The sequence below is a fragment of the Streptomyces sp. NPDC030183 genome (genome assembly GCF_055573455.1).
On record NZ_JBVIBK010000008.1, the window covers coordinates 123251 to 138629 of the forward strand.

General features: G+C 71.2%; 15 protein-coding genes. 10 read left to right on the forward strand and 5 right to left on the reverse strand.

Annotated features, from left to right (window positions below; all coding sequences use genetic code 11):
• Window positions 1–127 precede the first annotated feature (127 nt).
• The 4 genes from ACZ4Z2_RS12010 (at window position 128) to ACZ4Z2_RS12025 (ending at window position 4595) form a co-directional block, all read left to right on the forward strand.
• A complete protein-coding gene (locus ACZ4Z2_RS12010; RefSeq protein ID WP_468074882.1) occupies window positions 128–1519 on the forward strand; it encodes a glycoside hydrolase family 10 protein in 1392 nt (463 codons plus the stop codon).
• Window positions 1520–1610: 91 nt separating this feature from the next.
• A complete protein-coding gene (locus ACZ4Z2_RS12015) occupies window positions 1611–2669 on the forward strand; it encodes an LCP family protein (protein WP_468075102.1) in 1059 nt (352 codons plus the stop codon).
• 154 nt (window positions 2670–2823) lie between these two features.
• Window positions 2824–3180 carry a YciI family protein gene (locus tag ACZ4Z2_RS12020; protein ID WP_468074884.1) on the forward strand — a complete coding sequence of 119 codons (357 nt, stop codon included), beginning with the start codon at window positions 2824–2826 and terminating at the stop codon, window positions 3178–3180.
• A 47-nt stretch (window positions 3181–3227) separates the two neighbouring features.
• Complete coding sequence (locus tag ACZ4Z2_RS12025) at window positions 3228–4595, forward strand: RNA polymerase sigma factor (RefSeq protein ID WP_468074886.1); 1368 nt, start codon at window positions 3228–3230, stop codon at window positions 4593–4595.
• Between the two features lie 52 nt (window positions 4596–4647).
• Here the strand turns inward: ACZ4Z2_RS12025 and ACZ4Z2_RS12030 are convergent, their stop codons facing one another.
• Window positions 4648–5859, reverse strand: coding sequence for a class I SAM-dependent methyltransferase (locus ACZ4Z2_RS12030; RefSeq protein ID WP_468074888.1), 1212 nt, complete (start codon window positions 5857–5859; stop codon window positions 4648–4650).
• 739 nt (window positions 5860–6598) lie between these two features.
• Between ACZ4Z2_RS12030 and ACZ4Z2_RS12035 the strand changes: the two genes are divergently transcribed.
• The 3 genes from ACZ4Z2_RS12035 (at window position 6599) to groL (ending at window position 9453) form a co-directional block, all read left to right on the forward strand.
• Entirely contained in the window at window positions 6599–7165 is a 567-nt protein-coding gene (locus ACZ4Z2_RS12035; RefSeq protein ID WP_468074890.1) for a polysaccharide deacetylase family protein, read from the forward strand.
• Window positions 7166–7403: 238 nt separating this feature from the next.
• The gene (groES, locus tag ACZ4Z2_RS12040) at window positions 7404–7712 is read left to right on the forward strand and encodes a co-chaperone GroES (RefSeq protein ID WP_468074892.1); all 309 of its coding nucleotides are present in this window, start codon (window positions 7404–7406) and stop codon (window positions 7710–7712) included.
• Between the two features lie 112 nt (window positions 7713–7824).
• Entirely contained in the window at window positions 7825–9453 is a 1629-nt protein-coding gene (groL, locus tag ACZ4Z2_RS12045) for a chaperonin GroEL (protein ID WP_468074894.1), read from the forward strand.
• Between the two features lie 74 nt (window positions 9454–9527).
• Here the strand turns inward: groL and ACZ4Z2_RS12050 are convergent, their stop codons facing one another.
• From ACZ4Z2_RS12050 to ACZ4Z2_RS12060, 3 genes are all read right to left on the reverse strand, one after another.
• On the reverse strand, window positions 9528–10235 hold the full coding sequence (locus ACZ4Z2_RS12050) for an ester cyclase (RefSeq protein WP_468074895.1): 708 nt from the start codon (window positions 10233–10235) through the stop codon (window positions 9528–9530).
• A 110-nt stretch (window positions 10236–10345) separates the two neighbouring features.
• Window positions 10346–11119 carry an SDR family NAD(P)-dependent oxidoreductase gene (locus tag ACZ4Z2_RS12055; RefSeq protein ID WP_468074897.1) on the reverse strand — a complete coding sequence of 258 codons (774 nt, stop codon included), beginning with the start codon at window positions 11117–11119 and terminating at the stop codon, window positions 10346–10348.
• Between the two features lie 216 nt (window positions 11120–11335).
• Window positions 11336–12025, reverse strand: coding sequence for an MOSC domain-containing protein (locus ACZ4Z2_RS12060; RefSeq protein WP_468074899.1), 690 nt, complete (start codon window positions 12023–12025; stop codon window positions 11336–11338).
• An 80-nt stretch (window positions 12026–12105) separates the two neighbouring features.
• On the opposite strand from ACZ4Z2_RS12060, the gene ACZ4Z2_RS12065 reads away from it, so the two are divergent.
• Entirely contained in the window at window positions 12106–13002 is an 897-nt protein-coding gene (locus tag ACZ4Z2_RS12065) for a LysR family transcriptional regulator (RefSeq protein WP_468074901.1), read from the forward strand.
• Window positions 13003–13107: 105 nt separating this feature from the next.
• On the opposite strand, the gene ACZ4Z2_RS12070 is transcribed toward ACZ4Z2_RS12065, so the two are convergent.
• A complete protein-coding gene (locus tag ACZ4Z2_RS12070; RefSeq protein ID WP_468074902.1) occupies window positions 13108–13437 on the reverse strand; it encodes a WhiB family transcriptional regulator in 330 nt (109 codons plus the stop codon).
• A 391-nt stretch (window positions 13438–13828) separates the two neighbouring features.
• Here ACZ4Z2_RS12070 and ACZ4Z2_RS12075 point away from each other — a divergent pair, with 391 nt between their 5' ends.
• A complete protein-coding gene (locus ACZ4Z2_RS12075; protein WP_003948568.1) occupies window positions 13829–14440 on the forward strand; it encodes a response regulator transcription factor in 612 nt (203 codons plus the stop codon).
• A 257-nt stretch (window positions 14441–14697) separates the two neighbouring features.
• Complete coding sequence (locus tag ACZ4Z2_RS12080) at window positions 14698–15273, forward strand: sigma-70 family RNA polymerase sigma factor (protein WP_005481141.1); 576 nt, start codon at window positions 14698–14700, stop codon at window positions 15271–15273.
• Window positions 15274–15379: the final 106 nt, after the last annotated feature.

The following is a 15379-nucleotide window of genomic DNA, read 5'->3' on the forward strand; positions in this document are numbered from 1 at the left end:
TCGGGCGGTTGTTCCGCGTGTTCCGCGTGTTCCACGTGTTCCGTGCGTATTGACGTGGGTTCCGGGCGCCCCCACACTGCTCCGCAGTCAATCGGTTGCACGACCGAAACTTTCGGAGGCACCCGCAATGAGAACCTCCCCGAGCACGTCCCCCGGAACCCGGCGCCCGTCTTTAGGGGCCCGCCTCGCCGCCCTGTTCACCGGCGTGTCCGCGGCCGCCGCCCTGCTCGTCGCCGCCCCCGCCGCCCACGCCGCCGACACACCGCTGCGCGACCTCGCCGCCGCCAAGGGCAAGGCGATCGGCACCGCCGTGACCGGCTCCAAGCTCACCGGCACCTACGGCGCCATCGCCGGCCGGGAGTTCAACTGGCTCACCCCCGGCAACGCCATGAAGTGGGGCTCCGTCGAGCCCAGCCGCGGCAACTTCAACTGGACCGAGGCGGACCAGATCGTCGACTTCGCCGAGGCCCACGACCAGGACGTACGCGGCCACACCCTCCTCTGGCACAGCCAGAACCCGGACTGGCTGGACAAGGGCACCTGGACGCCCGCCCAGCTGCGCCAGCTGATGACCGACCACATCGCGCTCGAAGTGGGCCGCTACAAGGGCCGCCTCGCCGCCTGGGACGTGGTGAACGAGCCGTTCAACGAGGACGGCACCTACCGCCCGACCCTCTGGTACAACGGCCTCGGCGCCGACTACATCGCCCAGGCGCTGACCGCCGCCCGCGCCGCCGACCCGGCCGCGAAGCTCTACATCAACGACTACAACGTCGAGGGAATCAACGCGAAGTCCACGGCCCTCTACAACCTGGTCAAGGACCTCAAGGCGCGCGGCGTCCCGATCGACGGCGTGGGCCTCCAGGCCCATCTGATCCTCGGTCAGGTCCCGTCGACCTTCCAGCAGAACATCCAGCGCTTCGCCGACCTGGGCCTGGACGTGGCCATCACGGAACTCGACATCCGGATGCAGACGCCCGCCACCGACGCCAAGCTGGCGCAGCAGCGCACCGAGTACGAGGCCGTGTTCAAGGCGTGCGTGGCCGTGCCCCGCTGCACCGGCGTGACCGTCTGGGGCTTCACCGACTCCGACTCCTGGATCCCGGAGGTCTTCCCCGGCGAGGGCGCGGCCACCCCGTACGACGAGAACTACCGGCCCAAACCCGCCTACTACGGCATCGTCTCCGCGCTAGGCGGCACGGTCACCGAGCCCCCGCCGCCGACCGGCTGCTCGGCGTCGTACAGCGTCCAGAGCCAGTGGAACACCGGCTTCACGGGCTATGTGACGATCAGCTGCGCCGCCGGGTCCTCGCTCTCCTCCTGGCGGGCCAACTGGACGTTCGGGGCGGGCCAGCGCATCACCACGGCGTGGAACGCGGTCTGCACCCAGACCGGGGCGACGGTCAGTTGCTCGAACGCGTCGTGGAACGGGAGCGTGCCGAGCGGCGGTTCGGTGATGTTCGGCTTCAACGCGTCCTGGAGCGGCAGCAATCCGGTCCCGACGGTGACGCTGGGCTGAGCGGTCCCCCGAGAGTCGCTGCGAAAAGTATGAGAATTTACGAAGGAATGGGCGCAGGAGTTCACGCTCGTCATAATTCGGACGTACGTTCCTGTGTGTGAAGGGTGAAGAAGACGAGGAGTACGAGGGCGCGGGCAGACGGCCGCGTTGGCTGAAGATCGCCGGAGGCACGCTCGCCGGCGTCCTCGTACTCGGTGCCGCGGGCGCGGGCTGGGCGTTCTGGCGGCTCAACGACAACATCCGAAGCGTCGACATCAACAGCGCGCTCGGCGACGACCGCCCGGCGAGACCCACGCCGACCGCGGCTCCTTCGGCGTCCGACGCCGCCGAACCGCTGCCGAGCGGCGCCCTGAACATCCTGGTCCTCGGCTCCGACTCCCGCAGCGGCAGGGAGAACGCTGAGCTGGGCGGCGGCGGCGAGACCTCCGGTGCCCGCTCCGACACCGCGATGGTCGTCCACATCGACGAGGGCCGCACCGCGGCGACGATCGTCAGCATCCCCCGCGACACCCTGGTCACCCGCCCGTCCTGCCCCCTGGAGTCGGGCGGTTCCACGGCGGTCGCGTACAACGCCATGTTCAACAGCGCGTACGCGGTGGGCGGTCCCGTCTGCGCCGTGAAGACCGTCGAGTCCCTGACGAACGTCCGCATGGACCACTACATCGAGATCGACTTCGCGGGCTTCGCCGAACTGGTCGACGCGCTCGGCGGTGTCACCGTCACCACGGACGAGGACATCGACGACGAGGACAGCCACCTGACCCTGGAGGCCGGCACCCATCACCTCGACGGCACACAGGCCCTGGCCCTGGCCCGGACCCGTCACGGCATAGGCGACGGCAGTGACCTCGGCCGCATAGGTCTCCAGCAGAAGCTGGTGAAGGCCCTGCTGGACCAGATCTCCGCCACCAGCCTCCTGACCGACCCCGCCGAGCTGTACCGGGCCGCCGACGCCGTCACCGGCAGCCTCACCACCGACACCGGCCTCGACTCCCTGAGCGACCTCGTCAGGCTGGGCCAGAGCCTGAAAGGGCTGTCGTCCGACGCGACGAGGACGGTGATGATGCCGGTCGTCCCCGCCCCCTACGACCCCAACCGTGTCGTCGCGGACGAGCCGGAGGCGAAGGAGCTGTGGGACTCGCTGAGGTGAGCTGAGCTGAGCTGAGCTGTGGTGACGGCGCGGCGGACCCGTCAAAAAAATTCCTCGAAGAAGTTCGGCTCGCGTGTCGATCCGGTGTCTCCTCGTTCGACGCAAGGGGTGAGAGGCGGGGAGAGACCCCGCCGCCCCTGCCGAAGGAGCCACCATGCCGCGCTATCTGTCGATGGTCCGGATCGACGAGTCCACCGCCCCCGCCGAGGGCCCGAGCCCCGAGCTGATGCAGCGGATGGGCGACCTGCTGGAGGAGATCACCAAGGCCGGGGTCATGCTCGACACCGCCGGGCTGCTGCCCAGTGCCCAGGGCAAGCGGGTCCGCTGGTCGGGCGGCGAGCTGTCGGTCACCGACGGGCCGTTCACCGAGACCAAGGAGGTCGTCGGCGGCTACGCCCTCATGCAGTGCAAGGACATGGACGAGGCCGTCGAGTGGGCCACCCGGTTCGTGAAGGTGCACGAGGAGCACTGGACGGTGACCTGCGAGGTGCGGGAGATCGCGGAGGGCTGAGGGGTCCCGCTTGGCCGGGGCGCCCCGCGGGTGTCTGATGGTGGGTTGTGACACCACAGCCCACCATCGGCACCGGAGGCGCGGGGCGCGCCCCGGCGGACCCCCGCAAGGCCATCGAGACCGTCTTCCGCATCGAGTCGCCCCGTATCATCGCCGGGGTCGCCCGGATCGTGCGGGACGTCGGGATCGCGGAGGAGCTGGCCCAGGACGCGCTCGTCGCCGCGCTGGAGCAGTGGCCGCGCGACGGGGTCCCGGACAACCCGGGCGCCTGGCTCACGACCACCGCCAAGCACCGGGCGATCGACCTGGTGCGCCGCCGGGAACGCTACGCGCGCAAGCTGGAGGAAGTCGGCCGGGACCTGGAGGCGGCGAACCCGGCGGGGCAGTACCTGGACGCGCCGTCCGACCCCGACGACATCGACGACGACCTCCTGCGCCTCGTCTTCACGGCCTGCCACCCCGTGCTCTCCGCCGAGGCCCGCATCGCCCTCACCCTCCGCCTCCTCGGCGGCCTCACCACGGCGGAGATCGCGCGCGCCTTCCTCTCGCCGGAGGCCACCGTCGCGCAGCGCATCGTCCGAGCCAAGCGGACCCTCGCGCAGAAGGGCGTCCCCTTCGAGGTGCCCTACGGCCCCGACCGCGAGGCCCGCCTCGACTCCGTCCTGGAGGTCATCTACCTCGTCTTCAACGAGGGGTACGCCGCCACCGCGGGCGACGACCTGCTGCGCCCCGCGCTGTGCGAGGACGCGCTGCGGCTCGCTCGCGTCCTCGCGGAGCTGATGCCGAAGGAACCCGAGGTGCACGGGCTGGTGGCGCTGCTGGAGCTCCAGGAGTCACGGGCCGCCGCCCGCACGGGCCCGAGCGGTGAGCCGGTGCTCCTCAAGGACCAGGACCGCCGCCGCTGGAACCGCCTCCTCATCGCCCGCGGCTTCACCGCGCTGGGCCGCGCCACCGCCGCGGCCCACGGCAACCCCGGCCCGTATACGCTCCAGGCCGCCATCGCCGCGTGCCACGCCCAGGCGTACACCTACGAGGAGACCGACTGGCCGCGCATCGCGACCCTGTACGCCCTGCTGGCCGCCCGTTCGCCGTCGCCGGTGGTCGAGTTGAACCGCGCGGTCGCCGTCTCGATGGCCGACGGCCCTGCCGCCGCGCTGGAGATCGTCGACCGCCTGGCCGCGGAACCGGCCCTGCGGGACTACCACTTGCTCCCGAGCGTCCGGGGCGACCTCCTCACCCGCCTGGACCGCGGCGACGAGGCCCGCGAGGAGTTCGAGCGGGCGGCAGCCCTCGCCCGCAACGAACGAGAACGGGAACTGCTGCTCACCCGGGCGAGGAAGACAGGGGAGGGCAGCGGGGAAGGAGGGCAGCGGGGAGGACAGTGCCGCCCCCTGACCGCCGGGCCCCTCGGATGACCGCCGGGTCCCTCGGATGACCGCCGGGTCCCTCGGATGACCGCCGGGCCCCTCAGACCGGACGGCCGATCAGCATGGTCGGCGCGCCCGCCACCCGGGTCAGGAAGACCGTCGCCGAAGCGGTGCCCTGCGGCTTCGGCAGGGCCTTGCGGCGCAGTTCCTCCGGCTCGACGGCCGACCCCCGCTTCTTCACGGTCAGGACGCCGACCTCCCGTTCCCGCAGCAGGGCCTTGAGCTTCTTGACGTTGAAGGGCAGGACGTCGGTGATCTCGTACGCGGTCGCGTACGGGGTGACGTGGTGCTCGTCGGCGGTGATGTACGCGATCGTGGGGTCGATCAGCCCGCCCTCCAGATCCTCGGCGACCTCGGCGACCAGATGCGCGCGGATGACGGCGCCGTCCGGCTCGTACAGGTACCGCCCGACCGGCCGGACCGCCGGGTCGGGCAGCATCGTGGCAGGTGAGGCGTAGATCCCCGCCTCCGAGGGGAGCAGTACCGCCCGCCGCGCCCCCGGTGTCCCGTCGGGGCGGAACCACAGCACGGCCTCCTTCACGTCCCCGCCGTCCGAGATCCACTCGGCCTCGGCCTCCGGCGGGATCGCCTCGTGCGGAATGCCCGGTGCGATCTTGAGCGCGCCGAGCGGCGCCTTCAGCGCGGCCGACACGGCCCACGACAGCGGCGGTGAGTACGCCTCCGGGTCGAAGATCCGGCCGCGTTTGGCGGAGCGCCGGGCCGGGTCGACGAACACGGCGTCGTACCCGGCCGTGTCCACCTCCGTCACGTCCGCCTCGCGCACCTCGATCAGATGGGCGAGCCCGAGCGCGTCGGCGTTGGCGCGGGCCGCCGCCGCGGTCAGCGGGTCGCGGTCGACGGCCAGGACCCGGATACCGGCCCGCGCGAACGCGATCGCGTCCCCGCCGATCCCGCAGCACAGGTCGGCGACCGACCCCACGCCGAGCGCCTGGAAGCACTCCGCGCGGTACGTCGCCACGCTCGTCCGCGTCGACTGCTCGACCCCGTTGGGCGTGAAGAACATCCGCGCCGCGTCCTCGGCCCCGAACTTCGCCACCGCCCGTTGCCGCAGCCGCGCCTGGGCGATGGCCGCCGAGACGAGGTCCGCCGGGTGCGTACGGCGCAGCCGGGTCGCCACGGCCAGCTCCCGCGCCGGTTCCACCCCGCGCACCTCGTGGAGGAGGGCGCGGCCCTCGGGGGTCAGCAGGGGGGCGAGGAAGGAGTCGGTGGAGTCGGGGGAGAGGTCGTTCACCGGGCCATTGTGGGCCACCCGGTGGACGGGCGTGCCGGTGGTGGCGGTGTCGGGCCGGGGCGCTGGGCGCGCCCTGCGAGGATGCGGCGCCATGCGACTCGTACGACAAAATGATGAAACGAGGGTGAAGCGGACGAGTTTCAGGGCGCAGGCCGGCGGCAGACGACGGGCCGCACGCACCATGCCCGCGCTGCTGCTCGCCGCGTCAATCATCGCGTCGGGGTGCGCCGGGGGCGACGGGAGCGCTGGGGGCGCTGGGGGCGCCGTGGGTGGCATCGGGGGCACCACGTCGCGGGACGGCACGCCCACGACGAGCTCCACGGAGAGCGGACAGCAGGGGACGGCCCCGGTTCACGGCCACGCCGCCCCACCGCCGGGGCATGGCGCCGACCTGCCCGGCCACCCCGCCCCGCCGTCGGGGCGTCGCGTCGATCCGCCCGGCCACCCCGCCCCACCGTCGGGGCGTCGCGTCGATCCGCCCGGCCACCCCGCCCCACCGCCGGGACGTCGCGTCGATCCGCCCGGCCACCCCGCCCCGCCCTCGGGGCATCGCGTCGATCCGCCCGGTCGTCAGGCCGAGCCGGCCCGTCGCCGCGCGGGGCGGCCCCAGGCCACGGCCCGGCCGCCCGCGTACCGTCGCTGGGGGCTCTCCGACCCGCTCGCCCCTGCCCCGGCGAACCCCGACCGGCCGCCCGCGCCCCGGGGCGCACGCCCCGGGCTGGCTCCCGTCGTCGAGCGCGTGGCCACCCGCGACAAGGTGGTGTTCCTGACGTACGACGACGGAGTGGAGAAGGACCCGCGCTTCGTGCGGATGGTGCGGGAGTTGCGGCTGCCGGTCAGCGTGTTCCTCACGGACAGCGTCGTCGGCCCGGGCTACGCCCACTTCGCCCGGCTCCGCGCCGTCGGCGCCACCGTGCAGAACCACACCCTCGACCACACCGCCCTGCGCGGCCTGCCGTACGCCGGCCAGCGGGCCGAGATCTGCGGCCAGCAGGACAAGCTGAGGCAGCGCTTCGGTATCCGCCCCACCCTGTTCCGCCCGCCCTACGGCGTCCACGACACCACCACGCTCCGCGCCGCCGCCGACTGCGGCGTCACCGCCGTCGTGCTGTGGCGCGCGTCCATGGGCCTCGACGGCTTCCGCCCCGCCGCCGGCGACCGCCTCCGGCCCGGCGACATCGTCGTCGTCCACCTCCGGGGCGCGGGCCCGCCGAACGGTGCCACCCTCACCCACGTGACCACGACGCTCCTGCGCCGCGTGCAGGAACAAGGTCTGACGGTGGGTCGTTTGGAGGATTACCTCTGAGGAGCGCCTCCGCGGGCGGAACCTCACGGCAACCCGGGGTCCCGCACCACGCCACGCGGCCGCAATTAGCAGTCCGCTTGACCGAGTGCTAACCACGGTCATAGTCTCAGGTCTGGCACTCCCCCCTGGAGAGTGCCAACCACGCGACGGGCAGGTCCGGCACCCGCGACGACGGATCCACCTGGTCGCCACCTCAGACAGTTAACCCCGTGAGATCTCCGAAGGGGGAGGTCGGATCGTGACGACCACCAGCTCCAAGGTTGCCATCAAGCCGCTCGAGGACCGCATCGTGGTCCAGCCGCTCGACGCCGAGCAGACCACCGCCTCTGGCCTGGTCATCCCGGACACCGCGAAGGAGAAGCCCCAGGAGGGCGTCATCCTCGCCGTGGGCCCGGGCCGCTTCGAGAACGGCGAGCGCCTGCCGCTCGACGTGGCGGTCGGCGACATCGTGCTGTACAGCAAGTACGGCGGCACCGAGGTGAAGTACAACGGCGAGGAGTACCTCGTCCTCTCGTCCCGCGACGTGCTCGCGGTCATCGAGAAGTAAGACCACCTCAGAAGTTTTCGAGCTGCGCCCCTGGCCCCCGCGAGCACCAACAAGCCGGGCGCCCGGGGCGCAGTTTCTTTTCCCCTAGATTTCCGAGAGGGCTCACGCTCCCATGGCGAAGATCCTGAAGTTCGACGAGGACGCCCGTCGCGCCCTCGAGCGCGGCGTCAACAAGCTTGCCGACACGGTCAAGGTGACGATCGGCCCCAAGGGCCGCAACGTCGTCATCGACAAGAAGTTCGGCGCCCCCACCATCACCAACGACGGTGTGACCATCGCCCGCGAGGTCGAGATCGAGGACCCGTACGAGAACCTCGGCGCGCAGCTGGTGAAGGAGGTGGCGACCAAGACCAACGACATCGCTGGTGACGGCACCACCACCGCCACCGTGCTCGCCCAGGCGCTGGTGCGCGAGGGCCTGAAGAACGTCGCCGCGGGCGCCTCCCCGGCCGCCCTGAAGAAGGGCATCGACGCCGCCGTCGCCGCGGTCTCCGAGGACCTCCTCGCGTCGGCCCGCCCGATCGACGAGAAGTCCGACATCGCCGCCGTCGCCGCGCTGTCCGCCCAGGACCAGCAGGTCGGCGAGCTCATCGCCGAGGCGATGGACAAGGTCGGCAAGGACGGCGTCATCACCGTCGAGGAGTCCAACACCTTCGGTCTGGAGCTGGACTTCACCGAGGGCATGGCCTTCGACAAGGGCTACCTGTCGCCGTACTTCGTCACGGACCAGGAGCGCATGGAGGCCGTCCTCGACGAGCCCTACATCCTCATCCACCAGGGCAAGATCGGCGCCATCGCCGACCTGCTGCCCCTGCTGGAGAAGATCATCCAGACCAACTCCTCGAAGCCGCTGCTGATCATCGCCGAGGACGTCGAGGGCGAGGCGCTCTCCACCCTCGTGGTCAACAAGATCCGCGGCACGTTCAACGCCGTGGCCGTCAAGGCCCCCGGCTTCGGCGACCGCCGCAAGGCGATGCTGCAGGACATGGCCGTCCTCACCGGCGCCACCGTCATCTCCGAGGAGGTCGGCCTCAAGCTCGACCAGGTCGGCATCGACGTGCTCGGCACCGCCCGCCGCGTCACCGTCACCAAGGACGACACCACGATCGTCGACGGCGCCGGCAACTCCGAGGACGTCCAGGGCCGCGTCGCCCAGATCAAGTCCGAGATCGAGAACACCGACTCCGACTGGGACCGCGAGAAGCTCCAGGAGCGCCTCGCGAAGCTGGCCGGCGGCGTGTGCGTGATCAAGGTCGGCGCCGCCACCGAGGTGGAGCTGAAGGAGAAGAAGCACCGTCTGGAGGACGCCATCTCCGCGACCCGCGCCGCGGTCGAGGAGGGCATCGTCTCCGGTGGTGGCTCCGCGCTCGTCCACGCCGTGAAGGTCCTCGAGGGCAACCTCGGCAAGGACGGCGACGAGGCCACCGGTGTCTCCGTCGTCCGCAAGGCCGCCGTCGAGCCGCTGCGCTGGATCGCCGAGAACGCCGGCCTGGAGGGCTACGTCATCGTCTCCAAGGTCGCCGAGCTGGAGAAGGGCAGCGGTTACAACGCCGCCACCGGCGAGTACGGCGACCTGGTCAAGGCCGGCGTCATCGACCCGGTCAAGGTCACCCGCTCCGCCCTGGAGAACGCCGCCTCCATCGCCTCCCTCCTCCTCACGACCGAGACCCTGGTCGTCGAGAAGAAGGAAGAGGAGCCGGCCGAGGCGGGCCACGGCCACGGTCACGGCCACGCCCACTGAGGCAGCCGCCGCCCACCGGGCAGCCAGGTGAGAAGCCCCCGTTCCGCGCGCCGGAACGGGGGCTTCTCCCGCGTCTACTTCTCCAGTCCTTCCAGCACCCCCAGCTGTCCCATCAGCGACAGCCGGTCGTACTGCCACCAGCCCTCGGTGAGCTTCCCGTCCGGCGCGCAGCGATGGAATGTCATCCCGGTCATGGAGACGTTCCTCCCGGTGGGCGCGATACCGAGGAACTCGCCCTTGTGCGTGGCGTTCCACGTCCACCGCGTGCACACGCGGTCGCCCTGGGCCAGCTGGTCCTCGATCGTGAACGAGAAGTCGAAGCCCGTCCGCCACATCGCGAACTCACGCCGGGCCGCGTCCATGCCGATGACGTCCTGCGGGTTCGCCGGGTCGTGGTCGTGATAGTCCTCCACCAGCAGATCGTTCATCGGCGGCAGCTCACCCCGCGCGCCCAGCGTCTCGAAGAACCTCCGTGCGGTGTCCGCGTTCAGCTGCTCGTCGCGCACCACGTCCAGATCCGTGAAGGTCGGCATCTCGTCGCAGAGCGCCACCATCTCGTTGAAGATCCGGTCCGTCTCCGGCAGCTGGGAGTTCCGCATGGCCTCCTCGTACGACGGGAACTCCACGATCTCGACGAAGTGCGCCTCGTCGGACCGGTCCCTGCCGATCATGCTGTGCGTCGCGGTCCGCTTCCCCTTGGTCTGTTCGACCCACCTGTCCATCAGCCGGTCCATCTCGTCGAACCGGCTCGTCCTGCAGTCGATGAGCTGCACAAACGTCACAAGACCACCTCCGGCCCCCCTGGGTCCGGTCGGACAGCTCCATTCTCTCCCCGCACCGCCTGCCGCTCACCCGCTGCCGCTGGACGACGAGCCCGCCCCGGCCCGCCCGGCTACTGGGGCCCGTACTTCCGCCCCGTCTTCGAACTGACCCCGCCCAGCAGTCCCCGCGGCAGCACCTTCACCACGCCCATCAGGGTCTTGTAGCGCGGATCGGGGATCGACACCGTCTTGCCGCGGGAGAGGTCGGTCAGGGCCGCCGTGACCAGTTTGTCGGCGTCGAGCCACATCCACCCCGGGATGTTGTCCGTGCCCATGCCCGCCCGCTCGTGGAACTCCGTGCGGACGAAGCCCGGGCACAGCGCCATCAGACGGACACCGCTGCCGGCCAGGTCCTTCGCCGCGCCCTGGGTGAACTGCACCACCCACGCCTTCGACGCCCCGTACGTCCCCCGCGGTACGAAGGCCGCCACCGACGCCACATTGACGACACCGCCCCGGCCGCGCTCCCGCATGGCCTCGGCCGCCGCGGAGGTCAGCCGGAGCACCGCCTCGCAGTGCACCTTGAGCATCTTCAGCTCGTCGGCCATCGAGACGTCGAGATAGCGGCCCTTGTTGCCGAACCCGGCGTTGTTGACCAGCAGATCGACCGGGCTCTTGCGGTCGGACAGCCGCTTCGCCACCGCCTCGATGCCGTCGTCCGTCGCGAGATCCGCCGTCAGGACCTCCGCCTCGATGCCGTGCCGGTCGTGCAACTCCGTGGCCTGCTCCCGCAGCCGTTTCGTGTCACGCGCCACCAGCACCAGGTTGTGCCCGTCCGCCGCCAGCCGCCGTGCGAAGGCCGCGCCGATACCCGCGGTCGATCCCGTAATCAGAGCCGTTGTCATGGCGCAAGGGTAGTGACCCGGACCGCGCTGATCCGCTTGCCCACGGCGCCGGAAGTCCCGGTGGCACGGCAGGGGCGGCGGGCAGCCGGGTGACGGGCGGAGACGGTCGGCCGCCCGACTCCGGACGTCGAAGGTGTCGTCGCCCCCGCCCGTCGTCCGGATACCGCCTGGGCCGCAGTCGTGCGGTGGGCCCGACGGTGCCTCAGCGGACCCGGGTCATCGACCAGTTGGGGCGTCGCCCGCGCCCTGCCGGCCGGCGTACTTCCGTGCCGACTCCAGGATCTCCGAATGGAGTGCCTCGCCCGCGGCCAGCAGACGGGGCAGCAGCTCGCGCTCGTTCATCGTGGCCCGGAAGGCGAGCGCGACGGTGACGTCGTGGTCCGGGCGGTGGACGATCTCGATCGGGTCGCCCGCCCGGATCTCGCCCGGCCGCACGACCCGCAGATACGCCCCGGGCTCCCCCTTCCCCGCGAAGCGCTTGACCCAGCCGCGCTCACCGAGGTGCCGCTGGAAGTTGAGACACGGAACGCGGCCGGAGGTGACCTCCAGGACGACCTCGTCGCCGATCCGCCAGCGCTCCCCGATCAGAGCGTCGGAGATGTCCAGCCCCTCCGTCGTCAGGTTCTCCCCGAACGACCCGCTCGGCAGAGGTCGCCCCAGCTCGCGCTCCCAGGCGTCCAGATCCTCGCGGGCGAACGCGTAGACCGCCTGGTCGTTCCCCCCGTGGTGCTGCCGGTTGCACACCGCGTCACCGGCCAGTCCGCTGCCGCCCACCCCCTTGGGGCCGGGCGCGGCCACCCGCACCGGCCCGGTCACCGGCCGCTTGTCGATCCCTGTCACGCTCTTCGACTCCTCGGGGACGTCGACCGCCGAGGGCCGCCCGAGGTTCAGTGACAAAAGCTTCATACAGGCACGCTAGGCGAGCGACAGTCAAAGCGTCGACACGATATTCGCCGCCACTTCCAAGCCGCCCTTATGCTCGACCCGTGATCGAGGCCCGTCATCTCCGCGTCCTGCGTGCCGTCGCCGCCACCGGATCCTTCTCGGCGGCCGGCCGCGAACTCGGCTGCACCCAGCCCGCCGTGAGCCAGCAGATGAAGGCGCTCGAATCGTCCGTCGGCACACCGCTGCTGGTGCGCGGCGGCCGCGAGATGCGGCTCACCCAGGCGGGCGAGGCGCTCGTACGGCACGCGGCCGGGATCCTCGCCGGTCTCACCGCGGCCGAGGAGGAGGTCGCCGCGATCGCGGGACTGCGCGCCGGACGGGTCCGCCTGGTCTCCTTCCCCAGCGGCAGTTCCACCCTCGTGCCCACCGCCCTCGCCGCCCTCCGCGCCGCCCACCCCGGCACCCGGGTCTCCCTGGAGGAGGCCGAACCGCCCCGCTCCGTCGAACTGCTCCGCGAGGGCGACTGCGACATCGCGCTCGCCTTCCGCTACGAGGGCGCGGCGGGCGCCGAGGAGTGGGACGACCTGGTCGTACGCCCCCTGCTCACCGACCGTCTCGTCGGCCTCGTTCCGCAGGGGCACCGGCTGGCCCGTGCGGGATCCATCGGCATCGGGGAACTGGCGGGGGAGTCCTGGATCGCCGGCTGCCCCCGCTGCCGGGGCCAGCTGGTGCGGGTCTGTGAGAGCGCCGGGTTCACCCCCCGGATCGACTTCGCCACCGACGACTACCCGGCGGTGGTCGGTCTGGTGGGCGCGGGCCTCGGTGTCGCGGTCCTGCCGGAGCTGGCCATCGAGTCGGTGCGGCCCAAGGGCGTACGGATGATCACGGTGGAGCCGGCGGTGCACCGCGAGATCGTGGCGCTCACCCTGCCGGACCTGGCCCAGGTGCCCACGGTCGCCGCGACGCTGGACCAGCTGGCGAGGGCCGCCACCCGGTAGCCGGTCCGGGCCGAAGTCGGATCCCTCCCTGGGCGACCGCCGAGTCGTGGAGCGGTCGTACGCGCTGTCGTGGCGTCCGCGCGGGACACCTGCTGAAACGTTCCTTCAGTTGTTCGAACCGGCGTCGCCCGCAGGCGCGGACGCCGACACCAGGCGGTGCCGGGCGCGCCCCATGAGCTCCTCGCGCTCGTCCTCGGTCAGCCCGCCCCACACGCCGTACGGCTCACGGACCGCCAGGGCGTGGGCCGCGCACTGGGCGCGTACCGGGCAGCGCATGCAGACCTCCTTGGCCGAGTTCTCACGAGCGCTCCGCGCCGCACCGCGCTCTCCCTCGGGGTGGAAGAACAGTGAGCTGTCCACCCCGCGGCAGGCCGCGAGGAGCTGCCAGTCCCACAGATCAGCGTTCGGTCCGGGAAGGCGGGAGAAATCTGCCATTACGTGTCCCCTTGTAGCCGTTCTGAGAGGGATCGGTGCCCATGACCGTACATGGACTATCTAAGGAGATGAAAATATGACTCATTGCGAATCTAGCTCCAGACACCAGCAAATAGGAACAAAAGCGGCTGAATGGGGCATAGGTTGTGATGAAACGTTGAGGGTCTGTTGTGCATGTCTGCACCGTGTCCGTGCCCTCACGTAGAGTGCCGAAGGTGACCAGCCATCCCGTAACTCTTTCGAGTGACCGTCGTTGAGAGGTCGGAGGCGGTTGAAGGAATAAGTGCTCGGGCAGGCGTTCGTGTCCGCTCGTGAGTGTCGACCGCACAGGTGACGATTTCGTACCAGCCTGGAGGCTCAAGGTGACGCGCATCAGCTGCGGAGGACGGCCATGACATCCGTCCTCGTCTGCGACGACTCCCCGCTTGCCCGAGAGGCGCTGCGCCGCGCGGTGGCGACCGTGCCCGGCGTCGAGCGCGTGACCACGGCGGCCAACGGCGAGGAGGTCCTCCGCCGCTGGGGGGCCGACCGCTCGGACCTGATTCTGATGGACGTACGCATGCCCGGCCTGGGCGGCGTCGAGACCGTTCGGCGGCTGCTGTCCGCCGACCCCGGTGCGCGCATCATCATGCTCACCGTCGCCGAGGACCTGGACGGCGTGGCGCTCGCCGTCGCCGCCGGCGCCCGCGGGTATCTGCACAAGGACGCCTCCCGCGCGGAGCTGCGCGCCACGGTGACGCAGGCCCTCGCCGACCCCACCTGGCGGCTCGCCCCGCGCCGGCTGCGCTCCGCCGAGATGGGCGCCGCGCCCACGCTCACCGCGCGGGAGATCCAGGTGCTGGAGGGCATGAGCCACGGCCGTTCGAACGCGGAGATCGGGCGTGAGCTGTTCCTCTCCGAGGACACCGTGAAGACCCACGCGCGGCGGCTGTTCAAGAAGCTCGGTGCCTCGGACCGGGCGCACGCCGTGGCGCTCGGCTTCCGCTGGGGTCTGGTCCGCTGAGTTGAGCCGTGACGGGGGTAGGAGAATCCCCGCTCACCACCAGGTGGGCGGGGGTGGCCGAGCGGTCCACCGGATGCCCGCTGCTCGTTTCGCCGCGGATGCCGCATCCTTGAGGTGTGGAGTTCCTCGGGGAGCAGTCGAACGAGCGGGAGGGGAGGGCGCAGGAGATGAGTTCCGGCGCGCCTACTCATAACGCTTCGGTGCACAACCATGGACGTGGCGCCACGGACCGGACGGCCGCAAGGCACCATGGACCGATGCGCGACGACGAGACGACGGTGATCGGTGCGCTCGTGCATCGCGCCGTCGACGGGGACGAGCAGGCCACCCACGATCTGCTCGCCCATGTCCACCCCTTGGCCCTGCGCTATTGCCGCACCCGTCTGTCCCGGCTGCCCGGTGACGCGCGGCACTTCGTGGAGGACCTGGCGCAGGAGGTCTGCGTCGCCGTCCTCCTCGCGCTGCCCCGCTACAAGGACACCGGACGGCCGTTCGAAGCCTTCGTCTTCGCCATCGCCGGCCACAAGGTGGCCGACCTCCAGCGCGCCGCGATGCGCCACCCCGGCTCGACGGCGGTCCCCTCGGACGAGATGCCCGAGCGCCCCGACGACTCCCTCGGCCCCGAGGAGCGCGCCCTGCTCAGCAGTGACGCCGAGTGGGCCAAGAAACTCCTGGCCAACCTGCCCGAGAACCAGCGGGAGCTGCTGCTGCTGAGAATCGCCGTCGGGCTCACGGCCGAGGAGACGGGACAGATGCTCGGCATGTCGCCCGGCGCGGTCCGCGTGGCGCAGCACCGGGCGCTGAGCAGGCTCAGGGCACTGGCCGAACAGTAGGAACCACGCTGGCCGAGCAGTAGGAACCACGCTGGTCGAGCGCGCGGGCCGGCGTTCTTGCCGGCGGCTGGGAAGGCGCCCCGCATGAACAGGCGGGGCGCCTTTT